This is a genomic window from Ruegeria sp. HKCCD3925 (assembly GCF_057221175.1).
Genome location: NZ_JBWVBI010000001.1, coordinates 128,187 through 153,620, shown reverse-complemented (window position 1 = coordinate 153,620; position 25,434 = coordinate 128,187). Strand labels below are relative to the sequence as shown.

General features: G+C 58.9%; 26 protein-coding genes. 12 read left to right on the top strand and 14 right to left on the bottom strand.

Annotated elements, in window-relative coordinates:
* Positions 1-60: 60 nt before the first annotated feature.
* Positions 61-423: a SnoaL-like domain-containing protein gene (locus AC2TEM_RS00760; RefSeq protein ID WP_170396787.1), complete on the bottom strand. Its 363-nt coding sequence runs from the start codon at positions 421-423 to the stop codon at positions 61-63.
* 109 nt (positions 424-532) lie between these two features.
* On the opposite strand from AC2TEM_RS00760, the gene AC2TEM_RS00755 reads away from it, so the two are divergent.
* The 3 genes from AC2TEM_RS00755 to AC2TEM_RS00745 all read left to right on the top strand — a co-directional run bounded on the left by AC2TEM_RS00755 (position 533) and on the right by AC2TEM_RS00745 (position 4,620).
* Positions 533-2,137 (top strand): peptide chain release factor 3, encoded by a 1,605-nt coding sequence (locus tag AC2TEM_RS00755; protein ID WP_170421995.1) that lies wholly within the window; start codon positions 533-535, stop codon positions 2,135-2,137.
* Positions 2,065-3,084, top strand: coding sequence for a glycosyltransferase family 2 protein (locus tag AC2TEM_RS00750; protein ID WP_480855950.1), 1,020 nt, complete (start codon positions 2,065-2,067; stop codon positions 3,082-3,084). The genes AC2TEM_RS00755 and AC2TEM_RS00750 overlap by 73 nt, the downstream gene beginning before the upstream one ends.
* A gap of 183 nt (positions 3,085-3,267) precedes the next feature.
* The gene (locus AC2TEM_RS00745) at positions 3,268-4,620 is read left to right on the top strand and encodes a DEAD/DEAH box helicase (RefSeq protein ID WP_170421997.1); all 1,353 of its coding nucleotides are present in this window, start codon (positions 3,268-3,270) and stop codon (positions 4,618-4,620) included.
* On the opposite strand, the gene AC2TEM_RS00740 is transcribed toward AC2TEM_RS00745, so the two are convergent.
* From AC2TEM_RS00740 to AC2TEM_RS00730, 3 genes are read right to left on the bottom strand one after another with little or no spacing between them, the layout of a single operon-like run.
* Positions 4,617-5,519 (bottom strand): DMT family transporter, encoded by a 903-nt coding sequence (locus tag AC2TEM_RS00740; RefSeq protein WP_170396780.1) that lies wholly within the window; start codon positions 5,517-5,519, stop codon positions 4,617-4,619. The genes AC2TEM_RS00745 and AC2TEM_RS00740 overlap by 4 nt on opposite strands.
* 21 nt (positions 5,520-5,540) lie before the next feature.
* Positions 5,541-6,443, bottom strand: a complete 903-nt coding sequence (locus AC2TEM_RS00735; RefSeq protein ID WP_170422001.1) for a fatty acid desaturase — start codon at positions 6,441-6,443, stop codon at positions 5,541-5,543.
* Positions 6,436-6,639, bottom strand: a complete 204-nt coding sequence (locus AC2TEM_RS00730; protein ID WP_170396775.1) for a DUF2061 domain-containing protein — start codon at positions 6,637-6,639, stop codon at positions 6,436-6,438. The genes AC2TEM_RS00735 and AC2TEM_RS00730 overlap by 8 nt, the downstream gene beginning before the upstream one ends.
* Before the next feature lie 108 nt (positions 6,640-6,747).
* Between AC2TEM_RS00730 and AC2TEM_RS00725 the strand changes: the two genes are divergently transcribed.
* Both AC2TEM_RS00725 and AC2TEM_RS00720 read left to right on the top strand, forming a co-directional pair.
* A complete protein-coding gene (locus AC2TEM_RS00725; protein ID WP_170422004.1) occupies positions 6,748-7,614 on the top strand; it encodes a helix-turn-helix domain-containing protein in 867 nt (288 codons plus the stop codon).
* Between the two features lie 76 nt (positions 7,615-7,690).
* Entirely contained in the window at positions 7,691-7,873 is a 183-nt protein-coding gene (locus tag AC2TEM_RS00720) for a hypothetical protein (protein WP_170396771.1), read from the top strand.
* 1 nt (position 7,874) lies between these two features.
* On the opposite strand, the gene AC2TEM_RS00715 is transcribed toward AC2TEM_RS00720, so the two are convergent.
* The 3 genes from AC2TEM_RS00715 to bcoG all read right to left on the bottom strand — a co-directional run bounded on the left by AC2TEM_RS00715 (position 7,875) and on the right by bcoG (position 11,095).
* Positions 7,875-8,636: an SDR family oxidoreductase gene (locus AC2TEM_RS00715; RefSeq protein ID WP_170422007.1), complete on the bottom strand. Its 762-nt coding sequence runs from the start codon at positions 8,634-8,636 to the stop codon at positions 7,875-7,877.
* Positions 8,633-10,114 carry a carnitine 3-dehydrogenase gene (locus tag AC2TEM_RS00710; RefSeq protein ID WP_480790374.1) on the bottom strand — a complete coding sequence of 494 codons (1,482 nt, stop codon included), beginning with the start codon at positions 10,112-10,114 and terminating at the stop codon, positions 8,633-8,635. Before AC2TEM_RS00710 ends, AC2TEM_RS00715 begins: the two co-directional genes overlap by 4 nt.
* 63 nt (positions 10,115-10,177) lie before the next feature.
* The gene (bcoG, locus tag AC2TEM_RS00705) at positions 10,178-11,095 is read right to left on the bottom strand and encodes a 3-dehydrocarnitine:acetyl-CoA trimethylamine transferase BcoG (RefSeq protein WP_170422013.1); all 918 of its coding nucleotides are present in this window, start codon (positions 11,093-11,095) and stop codon (positions 10,178-10,180) included.
* A gap of 132 nt (positions 11,096-11,227) precedes the next feature.
* On the opposite strand from bcoG, the gene AC2TEM_RS00700 reads away from it, so the two are divergent.
* Positions 11,228-12,214 carry a GlxA family transcriptional regulator gene (locus tag AC2TEM_RS00700; RefSeq protein WP_170422016.1) on the top strand — a complete coding sequence of 329 codons (987 nt, stop codon included), beginning with the start codon at positions 11,228-11,230 and terminating at the stop codon, positions 12,212-12,214.
* Positions 12,215-12,289: 75 nt separating this feature from the next.
* Here the strand turns inward: AC2TEM_RS00700 and AC2TEM_RS00695 are convergent, their stop codons facing one another.
* From AC2TEM_RS00695 to AC2TEM_RS00685, 3 genes are read right to left on the bottom strand one after another with little or no spacing between them, the layout of a single operon-like run.
* Entirely contained in the window at positions 12,290-13,336 is a 1,047-nt protein-coding gene (locus tag AC2TEM_RS00695; protein ID WP_170422019.1) for an aldo/keto reductase, read from the bottom strand.
* A gap of 31 nt (positions 13,337-13,367) precedes the next feature.
* Positions 13,368-13,826, bottom strand: coding sequence for a DNA polymerase III subunit chi (locus AC2TEM_RS00690; protein WP_170422023.1), 459 nt, complete (start codon positions 13,824-13,826; stop codon positions 13,368-13,370).
* 4 nt (positions 13,827-13,830) lie between these two features.
* Positions 13,831-15,297 (bottom strand): leucyl aminopeptidase, encoded by a 1,467-nt coding sequence (locus AC2TEM_RS00685; protein ID WP_170422026.1) that lies wholly within the window; start codon positions 15,295-15,297, stop codon positions 13,831-13,833.
* 219 nt (positions 15,298-15,516) lie between these two features.
* Between AC2TEM_RS00685 and lptG the strand changes: the two genes are divergently transcribed.
* From lptG to rsmA, 5 genes are all read left to right on the top strand, one after another.
* A complete protein-coding gene (lptG, locus tag AC2TEM_RS00680; RefSeq protein WP_170422452.1) occupies positions 15,517-16,617 on the top strand; it encodes an LPS export ABC transporter permease LptG in 1,101 nt (366 codons plus the stop codon).
* Positions 16,617-18,782 (top strand): LPS assembly protein LptD, encoded by a 2,166-nt coding sequence (locus AC2TEM_RS00675; RefSeq protein ID WP_170422029.1) that lies wholly within the window; start codon positions 16,617-16,619, stop codon positions 18,780-18,782. The genes lptG and AC2TEM_RS00675 overlap by 1 nt, the downstream gene beginning before the upstream one ends.
* Complete coding sequence (locus AC2TEM_RS00670; RefSeq protein WP_170406236.1) at positions 18,773-20,026, top strand: peptidylprolyl isomerase; 1,254 nt, start codon at positions 18,773-18,775, stop codon at positions 20,024-20,026. Before AC2TEM_RS00675 ends, AC2TEM_RS00670 begins: the two co-directional genes overlap by 10 nt.
* Positions 20,023-20,988: a 4-hydroxythreonine-4-phosphate dehydrogenase PdxA gene (gene pdxA / locus AC2TEM_RS00665; protein WP_480855949.1), complete on the top strand. Its 966-nt coding sequence runs from the start codon at positions 20,023-20,025 to the stop codon at positions 20,986-20,988. The genes AC2TEM_RS00670 and pdxA overlap by 4 nt, the downstream gene beginning before the upstream one ends.
* An 82-nt stretch (positions 20,989-21,070) precedes the next feature.
* Positions 21,071-21,913, top strand: a complete 843-nt coding sequence (gene rsmA / locus AC2TEM_RS00660) for a 16S rRNA (adenine(1518)-N(6)/adenine(1519)-N(6))-dimethyltransferase RsmA (protein ID WP_170422036.1) — start codon at positions 21,071-21,073, stop codon at positions 21,911-21,913.
* Between the two features lie 58 nt (positions 21,914-21,971).
* Here the strand turns inward: rsmA and AC2TEM_RS00655 are convergent, their stop codons facing one another.
* The 3 genes from AC2TEM_RS00655 to prfA form a co-directional block, all read right to left on the bottom strand.
* Positions 21,972-22,553, bottom strand: coding sequence for a DUF4167 domain-containing protein (locus tag AC2TEM_RS00655; protein WP_170422039.1), 582 nt, complete (start codon positions 22,551-22,553; stop codon positions 21,972-21,974).
* A 227-nt stretch (positions 22,554-22,780) separates the two neighbouring features.
* The gene (prmC, locus tag AC2TEM_RS00650) at positions 22,781-23,638 is read right to left on the bottom strand and encodes a peptide chain release factor N(5)-glutamine methyltransferase (RefSeq protein ID WP_170422042.1); all 858 of its coding nucleotides are present in this window, start codon (positions 23,636-23,638) and stop codon (positions 22,781-22,783) included.
* Complete coding sequence (prfA, locus tag AC2TEM_RS00645; protein WP_170396981.1) at positions 23,635-24,690, bottom strand: peptide chain release factor 1; 1,056 nt, start codon at positions 24,688-24,690, stop codon at positions 23,635-23,637. The genes prmC and prfA overlap by 4 nt, the downstream gene beginning before the upstream one ends.
* Positions 24,691-24,752: 62 nt before the next feature.
* On the opposite strand from prfA, the gene AC2TEM_RS00640 reads away from it, so the two are divergent.
* On the top strand, positions 24,753-25,055 hold the full coding sequence (locus AC2TEM_RS00640; protein ID WP_170422045.1) for a hypothetical protein: 303 nt from the start codon (positions 24,753-24,755) through the stop codon (positions 25,053-25,055).
* Here the strand turns inward: AC2TEM_RS00640 and AC2TEM_RS00635 are convergent.
* Positions 24,981-25,394: a DUF1499 domain-containing protein gene (locus AC2TEM_RS00635; protein ID WP_480790372.1), complete on the bottom strand. Its 414-nt coding sequence runs from the start codon at positions 25,392-25,394 to the stop codon at positions 24,981-24,983. The genes AC2TEM_RS00640 and AC2TEM_RS00635 overlap by 75 nt on opposite strands.
* Between the last annotated feature and the right edge of the window lie 40 nt (positions 25,395-25,434).

The window sequence follows — 25,434 nt, the reverse complement described above, 5'->3', positions numbered from 1 at the left end:
TATCTTCGGCACACATCTAACATCGGCCCGGCAAAGAAGGCCAGAATGGGATCTTGCGGATTAATAAAAGAACTCTTCACGCACGATCTTGCCATCGGCGACGTGATAAACACCGACCTCACGCATATCAAAGCTTTCACCGGTTTCTTTCACCTTGCCCTGCACTTCAAAGATCACGGCAAAGCGGTCGTCACCATGCGGGTACGGGCCACTGACGGACGCGCCCGATACTTCATGAGCGCCTTCCCACCATTCGTGCTTGCCACGAATAGCTTCCAATCCGTGCGTCTCGCGCCCCATGCCCGCAAAATCCTGTCCCTCAACAGAAACAGCATCCGAGGCATAAAGCTTCTCGAGGTTCTCCTTGGCCCGGTTCTCGCGGCATCCAGCAACCAGTTCGTCTGCGATTTCTTTCAAATTCATTGGTCCACTCCATATTTTGTTCACTATATGTTCTTATTGCCACAGCCACATGATTCGAACCACCCCCTTTGTCTTGCCTCAGTTGGATTCCCCGCCTATACGCGCGCTTATGCTTGATACTTCGAACCAACCCACCCTGCCGCCCGAGATCGCTCGTCGCCGGACATTCGCTATCATCTCGCACCCGGATGCGGGCAAGACGACGCTGACGGAAAAGTTTCTGCTGTACGGCGGCGCGATCCAGATGGCTGGACAGGTACGCGCCAAGGGTGAGGCACGGCGGACGCGGTCGGACTTTATGCAGATGGAGAAAGATCGCGGTATCTCGGTCTCAGCCTCGGCCATGTCGTTCGACTATGGGAACTTCCGGTTCAATCTTGTGGACACACCCGGCCACTCGGATTTCTCCGAAGACACCTATCGCACCCTGACAGCCGTAGACGCCGCCGTCATGGTCATTGACGGTGCGAAAGGTGTGGAAAGCCAGACGCAGAAACTGTTCGAGGTCTGCCGCCTGCGCGATCTGCCGATCCTGACCTTCTGTAACAAGATGGACCGCGAAAGCCGGGATACGTTCGAGATCATCGACGAAATTCAGGAAATGCTGGCGATCGACGTCACGCCAGCCGCGTGGCCTATCGGTGTGGGTCGCGATTTCATCGGCTGCTACGACATGCTGCGCGACCGGCTTGAGCTGATGGACCGCGCCGACCGCAACAAGGTGGCCGAAAGCATCCAAATCAATGGTCTGGATGACCCTAAGCTGGCCGAGCATGTGCCCGCTGAATTGCTCGACAAGCTGCTGGAAGAGGTTGAGATGGCGCGCGAATTGCTGCCCAAGCTCGACCCTCAGGCGGTGCTTGAGGGGCACATGACGCCGATCTGGTTTGGTTCGGCCATCAACTCGTTTGGCGTCAAGGAACTGATGGAGGGTATCGGCGCCTATGGTCCGCAGCCGCAGGTTCAGTCGGCTGAGCCCCGTCAGATCGCGCCCGATGAAAAGAAGGTCGCCGGTTTCGTGTTCAAGGTGCAGGCCAATATGGACCCCAAACACCGCGACCGGGTGGCCTTTGTCCGCATGGCCTCGGGCCATTTCAAACGTGGCATGAAGCTAACGCATGTGCGATCGAAGAAACCGATGGCAATATCGAACCCCGTGCTGTTCCTCGCCTCTGACCGGGAACTGGCCGAGGAAGCCTGGGCCGGAGACATCATCGGCATTCCCAACCACGGTCAGCTGCGCATCGGCGACACGCTGACCGAAGGTGAGGCGATCCGGGTGACCGGCATCCCGTCCTTCGCGCCGGAACTGCTGCAAACCGTGCGTGCAGGCGATCCGATGAAAGCCAAACATCTGGAAAAAGCGCTGATGCAGTTTGCCGAGGAAGGTGCCGCGAAGGTATTCAAACCTTCGATTGGGTCGGGCTTCATCGTCGGAGTCGTCGGTGCGCTGCAATTCGAGGTGCTCGCCAGCCGGATTGAGATGGAATACGGCCTGCCTGTGCGGTTTGAGGCGTCTCAGTTCACCTCGGCCCGTTGGGTCAGTGGCAACAAGGTTGAGATCGACAAATTCGTCAACGCCAACAAGCAGCATATTGCCCATGATCACGATGGAGATATCGTCTATCTAACGCGGCTGCAATGGGACATCGACCGGGTCGTCCGCGATTATCCCGAGCTGAGCCTGACCGCGACGAAGGAAATGATGACCTGACGGACTCTGCGGGCAATCCAGAAGTGACCACATGGGGGATTGTGTCCACGATCCGCGCCCCGCGTGAGGATATTTTACGCTTTGCCGCCCACCACCTCGATATCGGCGCGGACCGGATTCACATCTTTCTAGACGAGCCGGTCCAGGGGGACATCTCAGCCCTGCGCGAGCATCCCCGGATCCGGGTGCGTACCTGCGATGCGGCGTTCTGGAAGCGTCGCAGGCGTGAGAGGCCGGACAAACATCAGGTTCGACAATCCTCGAACGCGAATTTGATCTACAACAGGACTGATCTGGACTGGGTCGCACATATCGATGTCGATGAGTTTTTGTGGCCAATGTCCCCGATCCCAGACCTGCTGCGCGACATTCCCAATGACATCCCCGCCGTGCGCGTCCGCCCGATTGAGGCGCTGGCGGGTGGCCAGGACCTCTACAAAGCGTTCATTCCCGAAGGTCAGAATCGACAAGCGCTGGTCGAAGCGCTCTATCCCAATTTCGGCACTTACGTTCTGGCCGGTTTCATGAGCCACATTCAGGGCAAACTGTTCGTACGCGGCGGTTTGAAAAAACTGAGCGACCGTATCCACAACCTCTATCAGCACGGTGAGTTTCTGCCAGTCAGAACCGAGCTTCCTCAGATCGATCTGTGTCATCGCCACGCCCCGGATTGGGAGCATTGGCTGGCGCATTATCGTTTCCGCCTCGAACGCGGCTCGTACCAGGCCAGCCCGGATCGGCCGCGAAAGATCGGTGCGCTAGACAGGTACGAATTGATCACCCTTCTGGAAACCGAATACGGGCTCGGTGGCCTGCGGGAATTTTACGATGAAATCAGCGCTGCTGACCCGGAAGTGCTGGAACGGCTTGAGGATAACGAATTGATCCGTCACCGGCCGCTTGATCTGGACCAAAAAGTCGCGAAACACTTTCCCGGAACCATCTGAATTGTTGCGGAAATCCTTGTTACCGGCAGATTTGCCACGGATTAAACCGACTTCATTTGACCCTGCCCCACGTTTTTGTTATGCCCGCGCCACAGCCGAAACGCGCATGGGGCGCATGGCCATCCGGGCCCGGCATTTTCAGACGCGCGGGCCAGGTCTAGTGTCCGCTTGAACCGGACATACATGACAAAGTTTAACGAACTGAACCTGAACCCGAAGGTCCTCAAAGCGATTGAGGAAGCCGGATACGAAACTCCGACCCCGATCCAGGAAGGCGCAATTCCAGCCGCGCTGGAAGGGCGCGATGTTCTGGGGATCGCCCAAACCGGCACCGGCAAAACCGCCAGCTTCACCCTGCCGATGATCACATTGCTGGCCCGTGGGCGCGCCCGCGCACGTATGCCACGCTCGCTGGTCTTGTGCCCGACGCGGGAACTGGCAGCGCAGGTGGCCGAGAATTTCGATACCTACGCCAAGCACCTCAAGCTGACCAAAGCACTGTTGATCGGTGGCGTTTCCTTCAAGGAACAGGATGCTCTGATTGACCGCGGTGTTGACGTGCTGATTGCCACTCCGGGCCGTCTGCTGGATCATTTCGAACGCGGGAAGCTGCTTCTGACAGGCGTTCAGATCATGGTGGTGGACGAAGCTGACCGGATGCTCGACATGGGCTTCATTCCTGATATCGAGCGCATCTTCTCGCTGACGCCATTCACCCGCCAGACGCTGTTCTTCTCAGCCACCATGGCGCCCGAGATCGAACGGATCACCGATACTTTCCTGTCGGCCCCCACCCGGGTCGAAGTTGCGCGTCAGGCCACCGCTTCGGAAACTATCGAACAAGGCGTGGTGATGTTCAAAGGTGGTCGCCGGGATCGCGAGGCCAGCCAGAAACGCAAAACCCTGCGCGCATTGATCGATGCCGAGGGCGACAAATGCACCAACGCGATCATCTTCTGCAACCGCAAGACCGATGTAGATATCTGCGCCAAGTCGCTGAAGAAATACGGCTATAACGCCGCCGCGATCCATGGCGATCTGGATCAGTCGCAGCGGATGAAAACACTGGACGGATTCCGCGATGGATCACTGCGGCTGCTGGTGGCTTCGGACGTTGCTGCGCGGGGTCTGGATATCCCCTCGGTCAGCCACGTGTTCAACTTCGATGTTCCCGGCCATGCCGAAGATTATGTCCACCGCATCGGCCGCACGGGCCGTGCCGGGCGCGAAGGCAAGGCAATCACGATCTGCTCGGGCCGCGATGAAAAGGCGCTGGCCGCGATCGAGAGCCTGATCCAGAAGGACATTCCGCGCATCGACAATCCGGTCAAGACCGATGAGCCCAAGCCCGAGGCGCCAAAGCCAGAGAAGAAGGCCAAAGCGTCGGACAACAAAAAGAGCGAGAGCCGCAAAGAGCGAGAGCCCAAAACCCGTGGTCGTGGGCGTCGCGACGATGGCGGGCCAGCAGTTGTAGGCATGGGGGATCACCTCCCCAGCTTTATCGCTCTCAGCTTTGATGAGCGTCGCGCTGGCTAGATTGTCAGCACAAGCGCCAGTATCGACAAGCCAAGCAACGTCATCCCGGCGATCTCGCGACGGGTGATGGTTTCACGGAAAAACAGCAGCGATGCGAACAGGCTGAGGATCAGTTCGATCTGACCCAAGGCCTTTACATAGGCTGCGTTCTGCAACGTGAAGGCGAAGAACCAGCAAAACGAACCACAGAGGCTGGTCAGGCCGACAAAAACACCGGTCCGGCGAGTCTCCCACACGGCGCGCAGCTCGGCCCTGTCTCGCCAAAGCAGCCACAGCCACATGCTGAGAAACTGAAACGTTACCACGACGGCCAGTGTCACAAGTGCCCGGAACCACGCATCGATGTCGCCCAATTGCAAAGAGGCGCCGCGATAGCTGACCGAGGAGAATGCGAATAACACGCCTGACCCCAGTCCAAGACGCGAGGCTTTGTTTGTCAGATGTTGCCACCAAGCGCCGCTGCCTCCGGGCGTTTTTGACAACAACAGGACGGCCAGCAACCCAAGCAGAATTGCCCCCAGCGCCCCGGTAGAGACCTGATCGCCGAGGACAAGGAACCCCACAATAGCGGTTTGAATCACCTCAGTTTTCTTAAACGTAATCCCTACCGCAAAGTTGCGCTGCTTGAACAATGCCACAACGCAGATCGTGGCCAATATCTGTGTGGTCCCGCCGATGACAGCAAATATCCAGAACTTCGCCGTCAGCGCTGGCAGTTCGTACCCCGTCGCGCCCAAAGCAATGAAAAGCCCCAGCAAGGCCAATGGCATGGAATAGGCGAATCGTGCAAATGTCGCCCCTGCAGCCGAAAGCTTCACGCTGCTCAGGGATTTCTGAAGCATGAACCGCACCGTCTGGAACGATGCGGCCGCGATGGTGACGGGAATCCATAAACTCATGGCTTCCCTTCTGTCGTTAAATCAAGGCTTTGGCCAGAGCGGATGCGCCACCGGATCTTTGGCGCGCCAGAAATACTCTCGGAATATCTGCCCGTACGAACGGTAGACATAAGCCTCGTTACAGGCCAGGTACCTTTCCTTGCCCGTGCGGTAGAGTGCAGGCAATCGGTACCAAGGTGCTGATGGGTTCATATGATGAACGACGTGCAAGTTATTGTTCAAAAACAGAAATGCAAGGATGCCACGGTCTTCTACGATCACTGTGCGCGCGCGCGATTTCTCATGCGCGCGGTGTTCCAGGAATGTGCGGATCTTGACCAAACCCAACCCGATATATGCTGAAAGGGCGAAGGCCCAGATCGGCATTTGCGAAAGCGCGACGATCCAAAGAGTCGCGACAACGCCGGGCATATGCAGCGCCCATGCCAACAGAACCGCGCGATCCCCGCGCTGTGCACCCCGCTGTTCATCGCGCAAGAACGCAACCTGTCCAATTGCAGGCCCCAGAACCATCCGCCCCAGCAGAGTATTGTTCACCTGATACATCCGCCTCTGCCAACCGGACAGAGACGCCCAGACCTGCGGGTCAAGATAGTTGGTCTCAGGGTCATCGTAGGGATCGGTCAAGTTCGCATCACAGTGATGCGCCAGATGCAGGTCCCGAAACCGATTGTAGGGAATGAACAAAGTGAGCGGCAGCGCCATCAGTGCCTCATTCAGCCATTTCTGGCGAAAGGGGTGCCCGTGCAGCGCCTCATGCGTCAGCGAGGAATGCAGGGCGGCTACCAGCCCCATGAAGGGGATCGCCAGCCACAAGGATATGCCTGCCAGCCAGAAAATCGCACCAATCCAGGCTAAATAGCACGCGATGATCAGGGCAAATGTCGCCCATTCAGGTGATTTGGGTGTGACCGGCTCAGCCATTGCGGCCCCACGTGATTCCGGCCCAGATACGCTCGTAAATTACATACATGGTCAAGCCAATGGCTGTATTTACCAAAGCAACCATCCCTCCAAGTGCTGCTGAACCCGTGGCGATCAAACCAACCAGCGTCATCATCGCCAGCCCCATCGCATTCCACACCAGCGCCTTCACGACCGACCTGCGTCGCGTTTCCATTCCAGACCCCATTCTTATTTTTGTAACACCAGCGTTACAGACAGAGCCAAGGGTCGTGAATTCTGAATATGATTAACAATTCTCACCAAAGGTGATATTAATCATCACATGATTGATAAAATCGACAAACGGGATCGCGCCCTGCATTTTCGCCAGCGCCTGGCCCGAGCGATGCAAGAGCGCAACGTCAGCCAAAGCGCCCTGGCACGCAGCATCGGGGTTGACCGATCGACCGTTTCGCAATTGCTGACCGGGGCGGGGGCACGCCTTCCGAATGCTCATGTCGTCGGCAGCTGTGCCTCGGCGCTTGGGGTTTCCGCCGATTGGCTTCTTGGGCTTTCCAACCGACCCGAAAGCGCGGCAGAACTATTGGCCAGTTCCCTCACCCTAACCGAGGCCGCCCGGGCATTGGTTGATGAGCGCATTTTTGAATGGCATCAAGAGGCCGCCGGCTACAAGATACGCTACGTTCCGGCTACCCTGCCCGACATGCTCAAGACCCGCGCCGTGCTTGAATGGGAATACGCTCCGCATCTCGGCCGTACTGCAGATCAAGCCATTGGCGCCTCGGCAGACCGGCTGGCATGGATGCGCAGCGCCCAGTCCGATTATGAGATTGCCATGCCGTTGTACGAGCTTCACAGCTTTGCCTATGCCACCGGTTACTACGAGGGACTACCGCTTCAGGTCCGGTTGGATCAGATCGATCACCTGCTGTCGGTGTGCGAGCAGCTTTATCCACGTCTGCGCATCTATCTATTTGATGCAAAACGTCTTTACTCTGCCCCCGTCACGATATTCGGCCCACTTCTTTGCGTGTTCTATGCCGGAAGCCACTACATGGCTTTCCGAGACCGCGACCGGATTGAGGTCTTTACGCTCCATTTCGACCGGCTGGTTCGAGAGGCGGATATGACCGCGCGTGATTTCCCGGACCATCTGCAGCAATTGCGGGCAGAAATCTCTCAGACATGACCTGGGCTCAAAGCTGTAGTATAGTCACTTGGCGCGAAACTACAGACATTCCGATCTGAGATGGAGGATGACGGGAATGGACGCACTCAAAACCGCTGAATACGCACGTGCCCTTTATACGGCCCATGGCGATCGGGCCGAAGCCGAAGCTGCGCAGAAAATGCGCGAATGCGAAGCCGCCGGAAATCAGCAGGAGGCGCAGGACTGGCAAGCCGTCCGAAGCGCCATCCGCCAGATTCGGGGGCCGAATCAGGGCTGATTCACAGTTTCGGGTCAGGATTGACCGTATGGCCATCCACCGCGATTACCTGACCCGACACCAGCCTCGCTGCATCTGAAGCCAGGAATACAGCCATGTTCGCAATGTCCTGCGCCTCTACAAAGCGGCCCATGGACGTGCCCGAGGCATAGCCGTCGTAAACCTGATCCCGGGTCATGCCCTTGGCATCGGCCTCGCGCTGCAACACGCCCTCCATTCGTGGACCTTCGACCGAACCCGGGCAGATCACATTGCAGCGGATTCCGTGCGGCCCAAGTTCCATCGCCAGCGTTTTGCCTAATCCCACCATGCCCCACTTGGCCGCCGCGTACGGCGCGCGGTTGGGGTATCCGTACTGGCCTGCAGTCGATGAAGTGATCAAGATCGCGCCGCTGCGTTGCTGTTTCATCAGAGGTGCAGCGTATTTAGAGCACAAAAATGACCCCTCTAGATTGATGGAAAGGCATGACCTCCAATCCGTCAGGGAAACGTCCTCAACTGCTGCGGTGGGACCCGCTATCCCCGCATTCGCACAGAGCACATCAAGCCCGCCCCATTCGGTCTCTAGGTCGGCAAACGCAGCCGCGACAGCATCCTCATCAGACACATCAAGCTGGCTTTGCTTCCAATGCGCCGGGCAATCCGCCAACGCATCCGCATCAACATCCGCAACCCAGACCTGAGCCCCGGCAGCATCAAACGCTTCAGCCGTGGCCCTGCCGACGCCAGAGGCGCCTGCGGTAATCAAGACCCGGCTGCTCATGCGGGCTTGCGGATCGCCGCGCCCGCGCCTTCGGGATAAGGCAACGCGGCCTGCGCCTCGGCAACCCGTGCCATCGCGGCCTCGATCTCGGGTGAAGGTGGGCTGGGGCGTCGGGTCTCAAGGCTGACATGCAGAAGAAAGCTTTCGCCGGTGGCCAGCAGCGTTTTACCCTCGTACATGCTGTGGAAGACATGCAGCTTCTTGCCCTGCCCTAATAGCATCTGCGTACGGCATTCGATCCGCGACCCCGCATGGGTCTCCTGCATGTAACGGATGTGATTTTCGGCAGTGAAATAGCTGCCGCCTGTCGCGATATACTCCATATCGCAGCCAATGATTTCCATGAAACGATCCGTGGCCGCTGCAAAGGCCTCCAGATATTTAGCTTCATTCATGTGGCCATTGTAGTCGGTCCAATCCAGCGGAACGGCGCGCGACAGCGTGAGGATCGGCTGGCTCAGATCCGCCTCGTCCAGCGTCGGCAGCGCTCCTGGCTTCAAGGCCGCATCATGCTGGTTCAATACCGCCCCTGCACCATAGTTCTGGGCCTTCAGCGCCCGCATCATACCAACGAGGTTGTTGTCCCGGATACGCTCCAACTCGCGGATCGAGTGCTTGCCAGACTGTGCATCCGACTGATCTGCAATCATGTCGACCAACTCATCGGTGAACTCAGGCACATCCATCAGTTTGGTCCAGGGCCATTTCAGCGCTGGGCCGAACTGAGCCATGAAATGCCGCATCCCGGCCTCTCCACCGGCCACGCGATAGGTTTCGAACAGTCCCATCTGGGCCCAACGGATACCAAAACCCATGCGGATGGATTCATCGATCTCTTCGGTCGTTGCGATGCCGTCTTTCACCAGCCAAAGCGCCTCGCGCCACACCGCCTCGAGGAACCGGTCAGCAATATGCGCGTCGATTTCCTTCCTGATGTGCAGCGGGAAGAACCCCACTGAGGTCAAAAGATCTTTGGCCCGCGCGATCAAGTCAGGTGAATTCTTGTCGGTCGGAACCAGTTCGATCAGTGGTAACAGGTAGACCGGGTTGAACGGGTGGGTCACCACGATCTGCTCGGGTCGCATCGCGCCTTCTTGTAACTCCGAGGGCTTGAACCCGCTGGTCGAGGACCCGATGATTGCATCTGGATCACAAGCCCCCTGCAAGCTCTTGTAAACCTTCAGCTTCAGATCGAGCCTTTCCGGTACGCTCTCCTGAATCCAGATCGCACCCTGAACTGCCTCACCGAGATCGTCATGAAAGCTCAGCGTCCCTTCGGGCGGCAGAGGTACATCGCTCAACCCCGGCAAAGAACGGCGCGCGTTATCTAACACCTCACCGATCTTCCTCTCGGCTTCAGGGTCGGGATCGTATACCCGAACATCCCATCCGTTCAGCAGGAACCGGGCAGCCCACCCGCCACCAATCACACCGCCTCCGATGATTGCTGCTGTTTTTGCTTGCTGTTCTTTGCCCACGATCCGCCTCTTCATTTGGCCAAAAATATCTCGGGGGTTTGGGGGCTGGCCCCCAATCCGCGACTACTTCGCAACCGGAGCCCGCTTAGTAAGCCCCAACTTTTCACGTACTTCCTGCGGCCCGATCACCCGCGCGCCCATGTTTTCGATGATGCTGCCTGCACGCTCGACCAACTGCCAGTTTTCGGCCAGAACACCCTTTTCCAGCCACAGGTTGTCCTCCAGCCCGACGCGCACATTGCCGCCCGCCAGAACCGAGGCCGCGACATACGCCATCTCATTGCGCCCCAGCGAAAACGCGCTGAACGTCCAGTCATCCGGCACATTGTTCACCATCGCCATAAAGGTGTTGAGATCATCCGGAGCCCCCCACGGCACCCCCATACATAGCTGGACCAGAGCGTTCGGTTCCAGAACACCCTCTTTCACCAGCTGCTTGGCGAACCACAGATGGCCGGTGTCGAAGGCCTCGATCTCGGGCTTCACACCCAGATCGGTCATCATCTGCCCCATCGCCCGCAAGGCGCCGGGCGTATTGGTCATCACATAGTCGGCCTCGGCAAAGTTCATCGTGCCACAATCCAGAGTACAGATTTCAGGCAAGCACTCCGCTACATGTGCAACACGTTCAGTCGCGCCGACCAAATCTGTTCCGGCCTCTGCCAAAGGCAGCGGATTTTCGATCCCGCCGAACACCATGTCTCCGCCCATGCCCGCCGTCAGGTTCAGAACCGCGTCTACTTCGGCATCGCGAATGCGGTCCGTGACTTCACGGTACAGCGCCAGATCGCGTGAAGGCGCACCGGTCTCGGGGTCGCGCACATGGCAGTGCACCACGGCCGCACCGGCTTTCGCTGCAGCAATTGCACTATCGGCAATCTGCTTCGGCGAACGCGGCACATGTGGGCTGCGATCCTGTGTCCCGCCCGAGCCGGTGACGGCACAGGTGATAAAGACTTCGCGGTTCATTTCCAAAGGCATGGCGTTATCCCCAGCTTATACCCGGTTTTACCGTGGGTTTTCCCCAGGCTTCTCCCCGGATTCCGATTTGCGTCAACGCCAACTCTGACGCAGCCTTGAGGGAACCACTTAGCAAAATGCGAATCAGACTTGATGAAATCCGCAAAAAACATACTGCAGCCCGAGCATCGCGCCCTGAAAACGGCGGTGCTGGTGCTGGACGAATGCAACACACTCAGCTTCGCGGCCGCCGTCGATCCGATGCGTGCTGCCAACCGACTAGCGGATCGGCCCGCTTTTGATTGGGACTACGTCACGGCAACCGCAGAACCCGCGTTGCTGACCAGCGCTCTGAATGTGCAGGGCATTCCCCTGGCCCGGTTGCAGGGCTGCGATCTGTTGATCGTAGTTGCCGGATTCCAATTGGCCCGTCATGCGACGCCAAGCCTGCTCGCCGGGCTCCGCAGGATCGCGGCCACCGGTGCAACAATCGCCGGGATAGATGGCGGCCCCTGGTTACTGGCTGAGGCTGGATTGCTCGACGGTCACGCGGCGACGACCCATTGGGAGGATTTGGAGAACTTCGCTGCGCGCTTTCCCAATGTCGATGTGCGCCCTGACCGATTTACCGTCTCCGATACACGCCTAACCTCCGGCGGCGCCGTCCCGGCGATCGATATGATGCTCCATATTATTGCTGCACGTCATGGCGCGGGCTTTGCCGCCCGCGTGTCCGGGCTATTCCTCTATGAAGGTGCGTCTCAGCCCTCAAAACCACAAAGCCGCACCGGTGCGCCGCACCGTCACACCGCGCTCACAGCCAAAGCCAACTCATTGATGGAATCCTCACTGGACGACCCCCTGTCCCTTGCGCACATCGCCGATAGACTCGGCACTAGTACGCGCACCCTGCAGCAGCAGTTCCGCCTGCGCCTGAATACAACTCCACAGGATCACTACCTGCAACTCAGACTGGCCGAGGCCCGCCGTCTGGTTACCGATACCGACCTGCCGCTGATGGACGTGGCGCTGGCCACCGGCTTCGCCTCGCAATCCAGCTTCGCGCGCGCGTTCCGAACCGCCCACGGCCTCACGGCTCGCGACCTCAGGCAAGACCGTACGCTACCCACCCATCACTGACGCGATCCAACTTCATCTGGCCTAAAATACCTCGGGGGAGTCGCCAAAGGCGACGGGGGCAGAGCCCCCATCCCTTCAATATGGCATCGGAAACGCCCGGTGCGCCGCACTGATCTCGGCCATCACTTCGGACGACAGCTTCAAATCCTTACCCGCCAGAATATGTTCTAGCTGCGCTACATTTGTCGCGCCAAAGATGGTTGAGGCCATGAAAGGACGGCTGCAACACCACGCCAGTGACATGTGGATCGGGTCCAGCCCATGCCGCGCGGCGACATCCAGATAAGCAGCCACGGCATCAAAAACGCGATCTGTTTTACGCCCGCCCATATTCGGCACCAGCGCCATGCGTGATCCTTCTGGAACAGCACCCCCTTGATATTTCCCAGTCAGGAAACCTGCCGCCAACGGTGAGAATGATAGTAGCCCGACATCTTCCAGAAGACACAATTCAGCCAGGTCGGTATCGAATAACCGGCAGAGCAAAGAATATTCGTTCTGGATCGACGCGACCCGAGGTCCACTAACCTCATCCGACGCCCGCAACCACTGAGCGGTACCCCAAGCGCTTTCATTCGACAGACCAAAGGCGCGGATATTGCCCTTGTCCACCTGCGCCTGCAGAGCGATCAGGCTTTCGCGCATCTCGTCCATAATCTCGTCACGGTTGTGACCCGAGGGCGCATAGTCCCAGTTCTGTCGGAACATGTAACTGCCACGATTTGGCCAGTGGAACTGATAGAGATCTATGCAATCAGTCTGTAGACGACGCAGTGAACCCTCTATCGCCTCAGGTATGGTCTCTTTCGAGATTGGGGCGCCATTGCGCGCATGCACGAACCCTTCACCAGAGTGTTTCGTGGCCAGCACATAGTCCCCTCGACGCGAACGATTGGCGGCATTCCAATTGCCAATTATTTCCTCGGTCCGCCCGACCGTCTCTGCCGAGATCGGGTTCACCGGATACATCTCAGCCGCGTCGACAAAGTTGATCCCACCCGCAAGCGCCATGTCCATCTGGCGGTGCGCCTCAGTTTCCGAGGTCTGAGTACCAAAGGTCATTGTCCCAAGACATAAATCCGACACCATGATCCCGGTGCGGCCCAAAGGCTTCATATCCATTTGAAATCTCCTAAAATATATTTGTGGCCGATCAAGCCTCGGCCTTTTTCTCCCATCGTCCGGATTCCTCGGACCAATACTGTGCCGAACACCCCGCCCCGGTCAGAGCCTTCCACTGCCCGCGCGCATGTTGAACCGCCTCCGGATCATTCCCGTCGAACAGAATGCAGACACGCTCCATGGTCGAAACTTCCTCCGCCTCAACCGTTGCCCCATCGACAGCCATTACACAGGTCGCGCCATTTGCTGCCCCTTGGCCGGTCGTCAGCAGAACGGGCTGTGACGCGTCGTGCGGGCCACCTTCGCGGCCATGCGGCAGGAACCCGTCCTCAGGTCCCAGCCACAACTTCTCATCCAGCCAGTCCATCCGCGCAGGGTCGACACCCCGCACGGCAATCCGCCATCCGGCCTGCCGTGCCTTGTCGAGCAGCACAGGCAATGTGTGCTCCAACGGCTGACGGGTCAGGTGGTAGAAATAGACGGCACCCATGCGCTTACTCGAAATTGTCCTGCACGAACCGGCTTAGCGCGCGGACGCCCCAGCCCGTGGCCCCTTTCGGCGCATAAGAGGTCTCGGAAGAGACAGAGGCCACACCTGCGATATCCAAGTGAATCCACGGCGTCTCTTCCTTGACGAAACGCTGCAGGAACTGCGCTGCGGTGATCGAACCTGCGGGCCGCCCGCCCACGTTCTTCATATCCGCAATGCGCGATTTAAGTTGTTTGTCGTAGCCTTCCCCCAAGGGCAGCCGCCATGCGCCCTCGTCCTCGGCCTTTGCCGACTTCAGGAAGGCGTCGCAGAAGGTGTCATTGTTTGAAAACACACCGGCATTCTCATGCCCAAGACCAATGATGACCGCGCCCGTCAGAGTGGCCAGATCGATCATGCCCACCGGCTGGAACCGATCCTGCGCGTACCACATGACGTCACACAGAACCAAACGACCCTCGGCATCGGTGTTGATGATCTCGACAGTGTCGCCTTTCATCGAAGTGACCACATCGCCCGGACGGGTCGCATTGCCCGAGGGCATGTTTTCGACCAACCCGACCAGCCCCACGACATTGGCTTTGGCGTTGCGCTTGGCCAACGCTCGCATGGTTCCGGCAACAACACCCGCGCCGCCCATGTCCATGGTCATGTCTTCCATGCCTCCGGCCGGCTTCAGCGAGATACCGCCGGTATCGAACACGACGCCCTTGCCGACCAAGGCCAGCGGCGCGTCATCCTTGTCGCCGCCGTCCCATTGCATCACCACAACTTTCGAGGGGCTGACCGAGCCCTGCCCGACGCTCAGCAGCGTACGCATGCCCAGTTCGGCCAGCTTGTCCTCTTCCAGAACCTCGACCTTCAGGCCCAGCGATTCCATCTCGACCAATCTGTCCGTGAACTCAGTTGTCGTCAGCACATTCGCGGGTTCATTTGTCAGATCTCGTGTCATGCGCACACCGTCTGCGACGGCATAGAGCGGCGCAAAGTCAGCTTCGGCCTCCTCCGGCTTGGAGTGACCGATGGTGATCTCACCCGCCGGGTCTGAGTCCTTGGATTTGTGGACATCGAAATCGTAGGCACGCAGTACCATGCCCAAGGCTACCTCTTCGATACGCGCGTGATTGGCGGCCATGACCAGCACGGGTTTGCCCGCTACAGCTTTCGCGAGATTGGCCCCGGCCTTGCGTGCCTCGTCAGAGTCGGGGCGACGCGGCAACACCAGAATATCCAGCGCCTCGGCCACCATTCCGGCAGGCCAGGCCAGCGAAATAACATTACCCGACTTGACCTTGCTGAACCGCTCGCTTTCGACCAGCCGCGCAACCGCGCCTTTGGTTAGGCGATTGGCTCGACGCGCGGCGGGGCTCATCTTGCCATCGGCGGGAATGAGAATGGCCACGCGCCCTTCGGTTTGCGCTATCGCATCAAGGTCAAAGGGGGTGAATCGGACGGGCACAAGGCTGCTCATATCATTCTCCTGAAAAATGCGTTGCCCAAGACCTAGCCCGCGCAGCCACCATTGACCAGATAGCAGTTTTCCCCGCCGGGCAATTGCATTATGGTCGCGCGAAAATAACGGCAGGCTCGGGGGAGAGAACGTGACACCAATCGGCAGTTACAGGCCGTCGCGCATGATTCCATGCCCGATTGTGATTCTTGGATGCCGGGGTTTGACGGGGATGCCCACGTGATCCTCGACCGCTATTTTGCCCGCCGCTTTATTCAAAGCTTTCTTGTAATCGGCGGTATTTTTCTGACCTTGATGATCCTGATCGATCTGATCGAACAGGTGCGGCGGTTCGATGGTGTTGACCTATCCTTTGGCCAGTTGCTGCAACTGACGTTGCTGAACACACCGGCCGCGATCAGCGAGATGTTGCCCCTGCTGATGATCCTGGCCACCATCGCGCTGTTTGTCGGCCTCGCCCGCAGCTCCGAACTGGTGGTGACCCGCGCTATCGGGAGATCCGGTATCCGAGCCCTGCTAGCGCCCGTGTTGCTTGCGCTGACCATCGGCGCACTTGCTGTGACTTTGCTGAATCCCATCGCGGCCGCGACGTCGGAAGAGTTCCAACGCTTGTCCGATGGCTATCGCAACCAGGGTGGCTCAGCCCTGTCCATCAGCCGCGAGGGGTTGTGGCTGCGCCAGAGCTCAGCCAACGGTCAGTCGGTGATTCACGCAACCGGCACTGTCAACGGCGACCGGTTCGCCCTGCGGAACGTGACCATCACAACGTTCTCATCCGACGGCAAGCCGAACCAGCAAATCTCGGCCCAGCAAGCTGATCTGGAGGATGGATTCTGGACCTTGCATCAGGCCAAAATCTGGCCCATTCAGGACGATCTCAATCCCGAAGCAATTGCCACCAGCCATGAGATCCTGAACCTACCCACAACGCTGACCAGAGACCGGATTCTGGACACTCTCGGGCAAAAGGATTCAGTTTCGGTCTATGATCTGCCCCAGTTGATTCGTGATCTGGGCGAGGCGGGATTTTCAACCAAGCAATATGAGGTCTGGCTGCAGGTACAACTTGCGCGACCCCTGTTTCTGGTTTCGATGGTTCTGATCGGGGCCGCCTTCACAATGCGCCATGTCCGGTTCGGCGGCACCGGAGTTGCCGTGCTGACCGCTGTATTGCTGGGGTTCGGTATCTACTTCATCCGGAATTTCGCCCAAATTCTTGGCGAAAACGGGCAATTACCTATTCTGGTCTCGGCCTGGGCCCCACCCTTTGCGGGCATTCTACTGTCTCTGGGCCTGTTGCTCCATGCGGAGGATGGCTGATGCGCTCCGTCCTGTCTTTGTTGCTGTCGAGCGCACTGATCCTCTCGCTGCCTGCAGCAGTTGCCGCACAGTCCGAACCAGAAGGTGCCGCCAGCGAGGCTGACGCGACTGAACAGAATCAACCCGCCCTACTGGTGGCCGATGAGATATTCATTACCCCGGATCGCAAACTGGTCGCAGAGGGGAATGTCGAGGCCTTCCAAGGCGACGTCAAACTGACAGCGCAAAGCGTCACCTATGATCGCGAAACCGGCGAGCTGACCCTGACCGGCCCAATCCGGATCGATCAAGGCGGGAACAGCACATTGCTGGCCGATTCCGCGCAGTTGGACAGCGGGATACAGAATGGACTTCTGATGGGCGCGCGCATGGTCTTTGACCAGCAAGTGCAGATCGCCTCAGTCCAGGCCACCCGTGCGGCAGGTCGCTATACGCAATTCAGCAAGGTCGCTGCAACCTCATGTCATGTCTGCGCGAATGGCAGACCCCCGATCTGGCAAATTCGCGCCCGGAAAGTGACCCATGACCAGCTTGAACGGCAGCTCTATTTCGAAGGCGCACAGTTCCGAATACTCGATGTCCCGGTCTTCTACTTTCCCACGCTACGCCTACCCGACCCGACACTTGAGCGGGCGACCGGCTTTCTCGTGCCGTCGATCCGCACCACTTCGCAACTGGGCACTGGAGTTCAGGTGCCGTATTTCTTCAAGATCGGAGATCACAAGGACCTGACTCTGACGCCCTATCTGTCGTCCAAGACCCGCACACTTGGGTTTCGTTACCGGCAGGCATTCAAACGCGGGCGCATTCGGCTGCGAGGCTCTTATACACGCGACGACCTGCAGCCCGGTCAGGATCGGGGGTATTTCTTCGCCGATGGCCGGTTCGGTCTTGGAAATGACTACCGGCTGACATTCGATATCAAAACAACTTCGGATGACTCGTATCTGGCAGATTACGGCTTGCCCGATTTTGACCGCCTGCGTAGCGAAATTGCACTTGAGCGGATCAAGCGTGATACGGCGTTCAGAACCAGCTTCATCCACTACAAGTCCCTTCGGGATAGCGAAAATCAGGATGAAATCCCATCGCGTGTCTTCGACATCAACTATCGAAAGCGACTCTTCCCCAGCACCTTAGGGGGTGAAGTTGAACTAAGCCTCGATGGTCACACCCACACGCGAACCAGTGACGAAGATATTATTGGTCGCGACGTCGCCAGGGCAACATTCGATGCGGAATGGCTGCGCAACTGGACCTTTGCGACCGGATTACGTGCAGAGGCATTGGTGGGCGCGTCAGTGGATACGTTCAATATCCGCAATGACAGCGAGTTTCCGAACAATGTAACCCGCTCGACCCCGCGCGCAGCTTTTACCCTGCGCTACCCCATGCTGCGCCGCGAGCAGTCCGGTGCAACACAAATCCTTGAGCCAATCGCGCAAATTGGTTGGACGCATGTTTCGAACAATGACGTTCCCAACGATGAAAGTACCTTTCAGGAACTCGATCAGGGCAATCTTTTGTCCCTTTCGCGCTTTCCGGCCCCCGACCGCCGCGAAGACGGTGCAACCGCCGTTGTGGGCCTGAACTGGTCTCGGTACAACGCTGACGGCTGGCGGGCGCTGGCGACAATCGGACAGGTCTTCCGGTCCGATGCGGATCCGGATTTCACGCTCACATCGGGGCTGCAGGGTACCAAGTCCGACATTCTGCTTGCCGGGCAATTGAATAACGGCAAGGGGCTGACATTGGCCGCGCGTGGGCTTTTAAACAGCGATTTCAGTTTTACCAAAGCTGAAATTCGTGCAGGCTGGTCTAGTGGAGATACGGCAATCTCCGGCGGTTACATCTGGCTCGAGCCTGATCCTGCTGAAGCGAATAATGATGAAATCTCGGAATTACGGGTGAGCGGTCGCTACCGCGTAGATCAGAATTGGTTGACCCGAGCCAACGCACGCTATGATTTCAGCGAATCTGAACCACTCCGCCTTGGGTTCGGCGTGACCTACGAAAATGAGTGTGTGCAGGTAAATGTGAACGTCAACAGACGCTTTACCTCCACATCAAGTATTGAGCCTTCGACAGAATTCGGCTTTACCGTTGCCCTGACAGGGTATTCCGTCGAAGGCGATGGACAGAAGTTTAAGAGAAGATGCAGTTGATCTCAGGTTTCACAAAATCTCTCCGCTCTGGCTGCCGTAGATCGGTGCTGCCGGTGCTGGCTGCCGCGCTTGTTGCAATGGCCACACCACAGGTCCAGGCTCAAAGCCTGTTCTCGCCTGCAATCCGGGTCAATCAGGACATTGTCACCTGGTATGAGCTTCAACAACGTCAGCAGTTTCTCGAACTGCTCGGCGTTCCGGGCAGTTCCGAGCGCGAAGTCCGCGAAGCCTTGATCGAGGATCGTTTGCGCAAACAGGCGATGCGCGATGCCGGCATCGAAGCCGCGCCCGAAGATATCCAGACCGGGATTGATGAATTCGCCTCGCGCGGCAACCTCAGCAGCGAAGAGTTTCTGCAGCTGCTCAACGATGCGGGCGTATCAAAGGAAACCGTACGGGATTTTGTCGCCGATCAATTGTCCTGGCGCGACTTTGTCAGTACCCGCTTTCTGTCGCAGGCTCGCCCCTCGGAAGATGAGATCAACCGTGCTTTGGGTCAGGGTGGCGGCGGCGGCCTGCAGGTTCTGTTGTCCGAAATTATCATTCCGGTAACACCGCAGACCCTGGCGCAGGCTGAAGCCCTGGCCGATGAAATCTCACAACTTCCCGATCAAGACAGCTTTTCTTCGGCTGCTACGCAATACTCTGCCGCTGCCACACGCGAGAATGGCGGGCGACTGGATTGGCTGTCGCTCAACAACCTGCCTCCGGCCCTGCAACCCGTCATTCTGGGCTTGAAAAACGGTGAGATCACCGACCCACTTTCGCTCCCGAACGCCGTGGCTCTGTTCCAGATGCGCGGCATCCGCGAAGTTGCCGCAGGTGCCCCAACCTATTCCGAGATCGACTACGCGATCTACTACCTTCCCGGTGGCCGCAGCGCCGAAACGCTTGCAAAAGCCGAAAAGCTCAAGGAAGAGATCGACACCTGCGATGACCTCTACGGCATCGCCAAAGATCAATCGCCCGACGTGCTGGAACGCCTTACCCAAAGCCCCTCGGCGATTCCACGCGACGTAGCGCTTGAGCTGGCCAAGCTTGATCCAAATGAGGCATCGGCCACGCTGACGCGCAACAACGGGCAGACGCTGATGTTCCTGATGCTGTGCAATCGCACCCGCAACCTGGGCGAAGACACCACCCGTGTGGACGTGGCAAACGCACTGACCCAGCAGCGGTTGCAGGCCCTTGCAAACAGCCTGCTGGAACAGCTGAGGGCCGACGCTGTCATCATCGAACAATGATCGCCCCAATCGCGCTAAGCTTTGGTGAGCCCGCCGGGATCGGACCCGAAATCGCAGCCAAAGCTTGGGCAGCCCTGCGCGATACCTGTCCGTTCTTCTACATCGGCGACGCATCACATTTGCCCGATGGAACACCCATTACCCGGATCGCCGACCCGTCTGAGGCGACACCGGCCAGCGCCTCGGCTCTGCCGGTGCTGCATTTCGACTTTCCTGCCCCGAACACGCCCGGCCACCCCGATCCAGCAAACGCACTTTCGGTCATCGATTCTATTGAAAAGGGTGTTGAGCTGGTGAGTTCCGGCGCAGCCTCTGCACTGTGTACCGCGCCGATCCACAAAAAGGCGCTGATCGACGGTGCGGGCTTTGCCTTCCCCGGCCATACCGAATTTCTTGCTGCTTTGGCAGGCCGGTCACGCGTGGTAATGATGCTGGCCAGCGAACAGCTCCGCGTGGTTCCGGCCACCATCCACATCCCGCTCTCCCAGGTCCCAAGCGCACTCACCCCAGAAGTGCTGCAAGAAACCATCGAGATCACCGCCCAAGGCCTGCGCACCCAATTCGGTATCCACCATCCTCGCATCGCCATCGCGGGGCTGAACCCCCACGCTGGCGAAGGCGGGAAAATGGGTACGGAAGAGCTTGACTGGATCGCGCCACTGATCGCAGACCTCAATCCAGTCGATTGCACCGTGACCGGACCCCACCCGGCAGACACCTTGTTCCACGCCGCGGCGCGCACGCGATATGATGCCGCGATTGCAATGTATCACGACCAGGCCCTGATCCCGATCAAGACACTGGATTTCGACCGCGGTGTGAACGTAACCTTGGGCCTGCCCTTCGTCCGGACCTCGCCGGATCACGGCACCGCTCTGGACATCGCGGGCCAAAGCAGCGCGAACCCCAACAGCCTGATCGAGGCCCTGAAGCTCGCCCAGCGAATGGCGCAGTCCCGCTAATGCTTCATCTGGCCCCAAATACCTCCGCCGGAGGCAAAAAAATCGCTGGCGCTCTCCCCGCAACCCGCGCGACGGTAAAGTCATGAGCGCCATCGACTCCCTCCCCCCGCTGCGCGAGGTTATCGCAACTCACCAGCTTTCGGCCCGCAAATCGCTGGGCCAGAACTTCCTGCTCGACCTCAACCTGACAGCCAAGATCGCGCGGCAGGCGGGTGATCTGACTCAATGCGATGTCCTTGAAATCGGCCCAGGCCCCGGAGGTCTGACTCGCGGGCTTCTGTCCGAAGGCGCGCGCAAGGTCGTGGCCGTGGAAAAGGACACCCGCTGCATCGCTGCCCTGAACGACATCGCCGCCGCCTATCCGGGCCAGCTGGAAGTGATCAACGGCGACGCGCTGGAAATCGACCCGCTGGCCCATCTGACGCCTCCGATCCGGGTGGCCGCCAACCTGCCCTACAATGTCGGGACCGAGCTTCTGGTCCGCTGGCTCACCCCGCCCGAATGGCCGCCCTTCTGGCAGAGCCTGACCCTTATGTTTCAACGTGAAGTGGCCGAGCGGATCGTCGCCCACCCCGGCAGCAAGGCCTATGGCCGCCTCGCCATCCTTGCCCAATGGCGGGCCGAAGCGCGCATTGCAATGTCCCTGCCACCCGGAGCCTTCACTCCACCGCCCAAGGTCTCAAGCGCCGTGGTTCACCTGACTGCCCTGCCCGAACCCCGCTATCCCGCTGACGCCGCAACCCTGTCGCGCGTGGTTGCCACAGCCTTCAATCAGCGCCGCAAAATGCTGCGGGCCTCACTGAAAGGGGCAGCGCCAGATATCGAGGACCGCCTGATCGCAGCCGGTATCAAACCCACCGACCGGGCCGAGCAGATCCCGCTCGAAGCCTTCTGCGCGCTCGCGCGCGAAATTCGCAAACCCTGAACGAAAAAACCCCAGGCCTTTGCCCGGGGTTTTCATTCAATTCATGATCAAAAAGCGCTTATTCAGCTGCCTCGGGTGCGTCGCCCTTGTCAGCGGGTGCATCCTCAGCCGCAGGGGTGGCAGCCTTTGGCTTCCGGGTGCGCGGGCGGCGCGGCTTTTCCTTACGCTCGGTCGCTTCGGGTTGCTCGGCATCCTTGCTTTCCGGCGTCTCGACCAGCCCTGTATCGGGCGCAGACGCCTCATTCCCGAAATCCACAACGTCCGGCTGCGGAGCCTCGGCCGGATCGGCCTGACGGGCTGCTTCGCGTTCCTGACGCTCGGCGCGTTCACGATCACGCTCGGCCTGCCGTTCGCGGTTCTGACGCTCTTGCTCTTCGCGGCGCGCTTCGATCTCGCGCTGCGCTTCGCTTAGCATGCGCAGATAGTGCTCGGCGTGTTGCTGAAAGTTCTCAGCTGCCACGCGGTCATTCGACAGCTGAGCGTCGCGCGCCAATTGGTTGTATTTGTCAATGATCTGCTGCGGTGTGCCACGCACCTTGCCTTCGGGGCCCGAGCTGTCAAAAACCCGGTTTACGACGTTTCCGCCAGAAGGACGATTGCGGTTGTTCTTGGCCCGCGAGCGGGATTTGGAAGATCTCATCTTACTTTACGTCAGCCTTATCAATTCACTGTCGATCAACCCGTATCTAACGCTGCTCAGTGGCTTGTGCCGTTACGCGCTATCGACTTTTTGGGCTTGGCGTCAGGGGTGCGCTGAAACAGCGTCAACCTCGCCGACTAATCCTGAGTAAACATGTCCTGAGCGTTCAGACAAGGGGATTCTCGAAAATGTCGCAGCTTTTTTACATCAATCGGCATTTTTCGGCCTCAGTTTCGCTTAGAAGGCGGCATTCTGGCCCCCACAACACGATCACGCCTGTCCAGATCGGGGATCACCTTTACGCCGGTCAAACCAGCGGCATCAAAAAGGGCAGAAACATAAGCGCCCTGTGTCGGGCCAATTTCAACCAAGATACGCCCGCCGGGCATCAGATAATCCGGAGCCGACGCCGCAATACGGCGATAGGCATCCAGACCGTCGCCCTCATCCGTCAGCGCCATGCGCGGCTCATGCTCGCGCACTTCAGGGGAAAGCGCGTGCATCTCGTCCGCTGAAATATAGGGCGGATTCGAAACAATCAGATCGAACTGACCTTCAATGTTTTCGAACCAGTCAGATTGCCGAATCTCGGCGCGCGCCTGCACCTGATGCTGTACTGCATTGGCGCTGGCCTGCAGGCAGGCAGCTTCGCTGAGGTCGGCGCCGACGCCCGAGGCACTCGCCCGCTCGGCCAGCAAGGTGATCAGGATACAGCCCGAGCCCACACCCAAATCGAGTACATGATCAAACGGCTCGCTCAGCGCCGCCTCGATCAATGCCTCGGTCTCCGGGCGCGGGTCCAGCACATCGCGACTGACCCGAAACCGCCGACCATAGAATTCACGCTCGCCCAGCAGATGCGATACCGGCACTCGGATGGCCCTTAGCGAGATCAATTGATCGTAGCGTTCCGCGATATCCACCGGCAGTTCCTCGGGCGCGATCAGCGTCACCCGACTGGCCTCGATCCGCGCCGCATGCGCCAGCAGCACCCGCGCATCCCGCGCTGGATCAGGCACACCGGCTGCGCGCAAACGTGCGGTTGCAGCGACCATGGCCTGAGCGGCTGTCAGCGCCGAAATCATTGCGCCATTTCGGCCAGAAGCCGAGCCTGATCATCTGCGGTCAGCGCGTCGATCACCTCATCCAGATCGCCCTGCATCACCTGATCCAGCTTATAAAGCGTCAGGTTGATGCGGTGATCGGTCATGCGGCCCTGCGGGAAATTATAGGTCCTGATCCGTTCGGACCGGTCACCTGAACCGACCTGACTGGCGCGATCCGCCGAGCGTTCGCTGTCGATCCGCTGCCGTTCAAGATCATAAAGGCGCGTTTTCAGCACCTGCATCGCTATCTCACGGTTTCGGTGCTGGGATTTCTCGGAACTGGTCACCACGATACCGCTGGGCAAGTGAGTAATCCGCACGGCCGAATCCGTCGTGTTCACGTGCTGCCCCCCCGCGCCCGAGCTGCGCATCGTGTCAATTCGGATGTCATTGGCATCGATCTGAATGTCCACATCCTCGGCCTCAGGCAAAACCGCCACCGTCGCCGCCGAGGTATGAATGCGCCCACCGCTTTCGGTTTCGGGCACGCGTTGCACGCGATGCACGCCGGATTCGTACTTCATCCGCGCAAAGACATTGTCGCCCTTGATATGTGCCACCACCTCTTTGATCCCACCAAGATCAGACGCTTGTTCCTCGATGATCTCGAACTGCCAGCCCCGCGCTTCGGCATAGCGTTGATACATGCGCAGCAGGTCTCCGGCGAACAGCGCGGCCTCATCCCCGCCGGTGCCGGGGCGTATTTCCAGCATTGCCGGGCGCGCATCAGCCGCGTCTTTGGGCAACAGCGCCAGCTGCAAGGCATGCTCCGCCTCGGGGATACGCGCCTGCAGTTCTGGAATTTCCTCTTCGGCCAGCTCTTTCATGTCCGGGTCGGACAGCATTGCCTCGGCCTCGGCCAGATCAGAAACCAGCTGACGCCACGCCATGATCTGATCGACCACCGGCTTGAGGTCGGAATATTCCTTTGCCAAAGCTGCAATATCCCCGCCCGAGGCACCATCCGCCATGGCCGCTTCGAGGTATTGGAATCGCTGAGTTATCTGTTCAAGGCGTTCTTCGGGGATCATCCGCGCGGTGTCTATCATCCAGAGGCTTTGGTCAAGGCCCTGCCTTGTGCTAGGCTTGGGCCATGAAGCGACTGATCTTAGCCCTGACACTCATTGCGACGCCCGGAATGGCCGATGTTGTTGGCCCCGGAGGCAAAGTGCAAGACTGCTATTGCACCGACAAATCCGGCACCCGCATCGAGTTGGGAGAGATGATATGCCTGCAGGTCGACGGCCGCATGTTCATGGCCCAATGCCAGATGTCGCTGAACGTGCCCATGTGGCGCGAGGTGCAAGAGGGCTGTTTGTCGTCAGGGTTGCAGCAAAGCAAGCCATTGGGTGACCCGGTCCCGATTGACGCCGAAATCTCTCCGGCCAAATCTTAATCTGGCATAGATACGCAGCGTGTCGCCGTCTTGCTGCACGGTGGTGTAGTCGGGAAACCCGAACACCTTGGTACGGGTGATATAGGTGATCATGCCCTCTTCTAGAGATCCGGCCAGCACACTGGTGCGTGGTGTTGCGCGCGCAATTTTGTCGAGACGCGCCAGCCCATCAGGACCGGTTTCGACGACCCGAACGACACCACCCTTCAGGTCTCGTTCCGCGTCTACATGGGCCACATGCCAGCGCACAGGATCTGAAGGCGCAAGTCTGATATAGGCACCCATTGCAAGGCCCACCGCAATCAAAAGCCACAGCACCATTTTCATCTGCCCATTCATTCCCGCTATGCCCTGCTTACTCGGTCAGAGGATGGCGTCG

Coding starts and splice junctions, on each gene's coding strand:
- AC2TEM_RS00760 (WP_170396787.1), bottom strand. CDS start 423: ATGAATTTGAAAGAAATCGCAGACGAACTGGTTGCTGGATGCCGCGAG.
- AC2TEM_RS00755 (WP_170421995.1), top strand. CDS start 533: ATGCTTGATACTTCGAACCAACCCACCCTGCCGCCCGAGATCGCTCGT.
- AC2TEM_RS00750 (WP_480855950.1), top strand. CDS start 2,065: ATGGGACATCGACCGGGTCGTCCGCGATTATCCCGAGCTGAGCCTGAC.
- AC2TEM_RS00745 (WP_170421997.1), top strand. CDS start 3,268: ATGACAAAGTTTAACGAACTGAACCTGAACCCGAAGGTCCTCAAAGCG.
- AC2TEM_RS00740 (WP_170396780.1), bottom strand. CDS start 5,519: ATGAGTTTATGGATTCCCGTCACCATCGCGGCCGCATCGTTCCAGACG.
- AC2TEM_RS00735 (WP_170422001.1), bottom strand. CDS start 6,443: ATGGCTGAGCCGGTCACACCCAAATCACCTGAATGGGCGACATTTGCC.
- AC2TEM_RS00730 (WP_170396775.1), bottom strand. CDS start 6,639: ATGGAAACGCGACGCAGGTCGGTCGTGAAGGCGCTGGTGTGGAATGCG.
- AC2TEM_RS00725 (WP_170422004.1), top strand. CDS start 6,748: ATGATTGATAAAATCGACAAACGGGATCGCGCCCTGCATTTTCGCCAG.
- AC2TEM_RS00720 (WP_170396771.1), top strand. CDS start 7,691: ATGGACGCACTCAAAACCGCTGAATACGCACGTGCCCTTTATACGGCC.
- AC2TEM_RS00715 (WP_170422007.1), bottom strand. CDS start 8,636: ATGAGCAGCCGGGTCTTGATTACCGCAGGCGCCTCTGGCGTCGGCAGG.
- bcoG (WP_170422013.1), bottom strand. CDS start 11,095: ATGCCTTTGGAAATGAACCGCGAAGTCTTTATCACCTGTGCCGTCACC.
- AC2TEM_RS00700 (WP_170422016.1), top strand. CDS start 11,228: ATGAAATCCGCAAAAAACATACTGCAGCCCGAGCATCGCGCCCTGAAA.
- AC2TEM_RS00695 (WP_170422019.1), bottom strand. CDS start 13,336: ATGGATATGAAGCCTTTGGGCCGCACCGGGATCATGGTGTCGGATTTA.
- AC2TEM_RS00690 (WP_170422023.1), bottom strand. CDS start 13,826: ATGGGTGCCGTCTATTTCTACCACCTGACCCGTCAGCCGTTGGAGCAC.
- AC2TEM_RS00685 (WP_170422026.1), bottom strand. CDS start 15,297: ATGAGCAGCCTTGTGCCCGTCCGATTCACCCCCTTTGACCTTGATGCG.
- AC2TEM_RS00675 (WP_170422029.1), top strand. CDS start 16,617: ATGCGCTCCGTCCTGTCTTTGTTGCTGTCGAGCGCACTGATCCTCTCG.
- AC2TEM_RS00670 (WP_170406236.1), top strand. CDS start 18,773: ATGCAGTTGATCTCAGGTTTCACAAAATCTCTCCGCTCTGGCTGCCGT.
- pdxA (WP_480855949.1), top strand. CDS start 20,023: ATGATCGCCCCAATCGCGCTAAGCTTTGGTGAGCCCGCCGGGATCGGA.
- rsmA (WP_170422036.1), top strand. CDS start 21,071: ATGAGCGCCATCGACTCCCTCCCCCCGCTGCGCGAGGTTATCGCAACT.
- AC2TEM_RS00655 (WP_170422039.1), bottom strand. CDS start 22,553: ATGAGATCTTCCAAATCCCGCTCGCGGGCCAAGAACAACCGCAATCGT.
- prmC (WP_170422042.1), bottom strand. CDS start 23,638: ATGATTTCGGCGCTGACAGCCGCTCAGGCCATGGTCGCTGCAACCGCA.
- prfA (WP_170396981.1), bottom strand. CDS start 24,690: ATGATCCCCGAAGAACGCCTTGAACAGATAACTCAGCGATTCCAATAC.
- AC2TEM_RS00640 (WP_170422045.1), top strand. CDS start 24,753: ATGAAGCGACTGATCTTAGCCCTGACACTCATTGCGACGCCCGGAATG.
- AC2TEM_RS00635 (WP_480790372.1), bottom strand. CDS start 25,394: ATGAATGGGCAGATGAAAATGGTGCTGTGGCTTTTGATTGCGGTGGGC.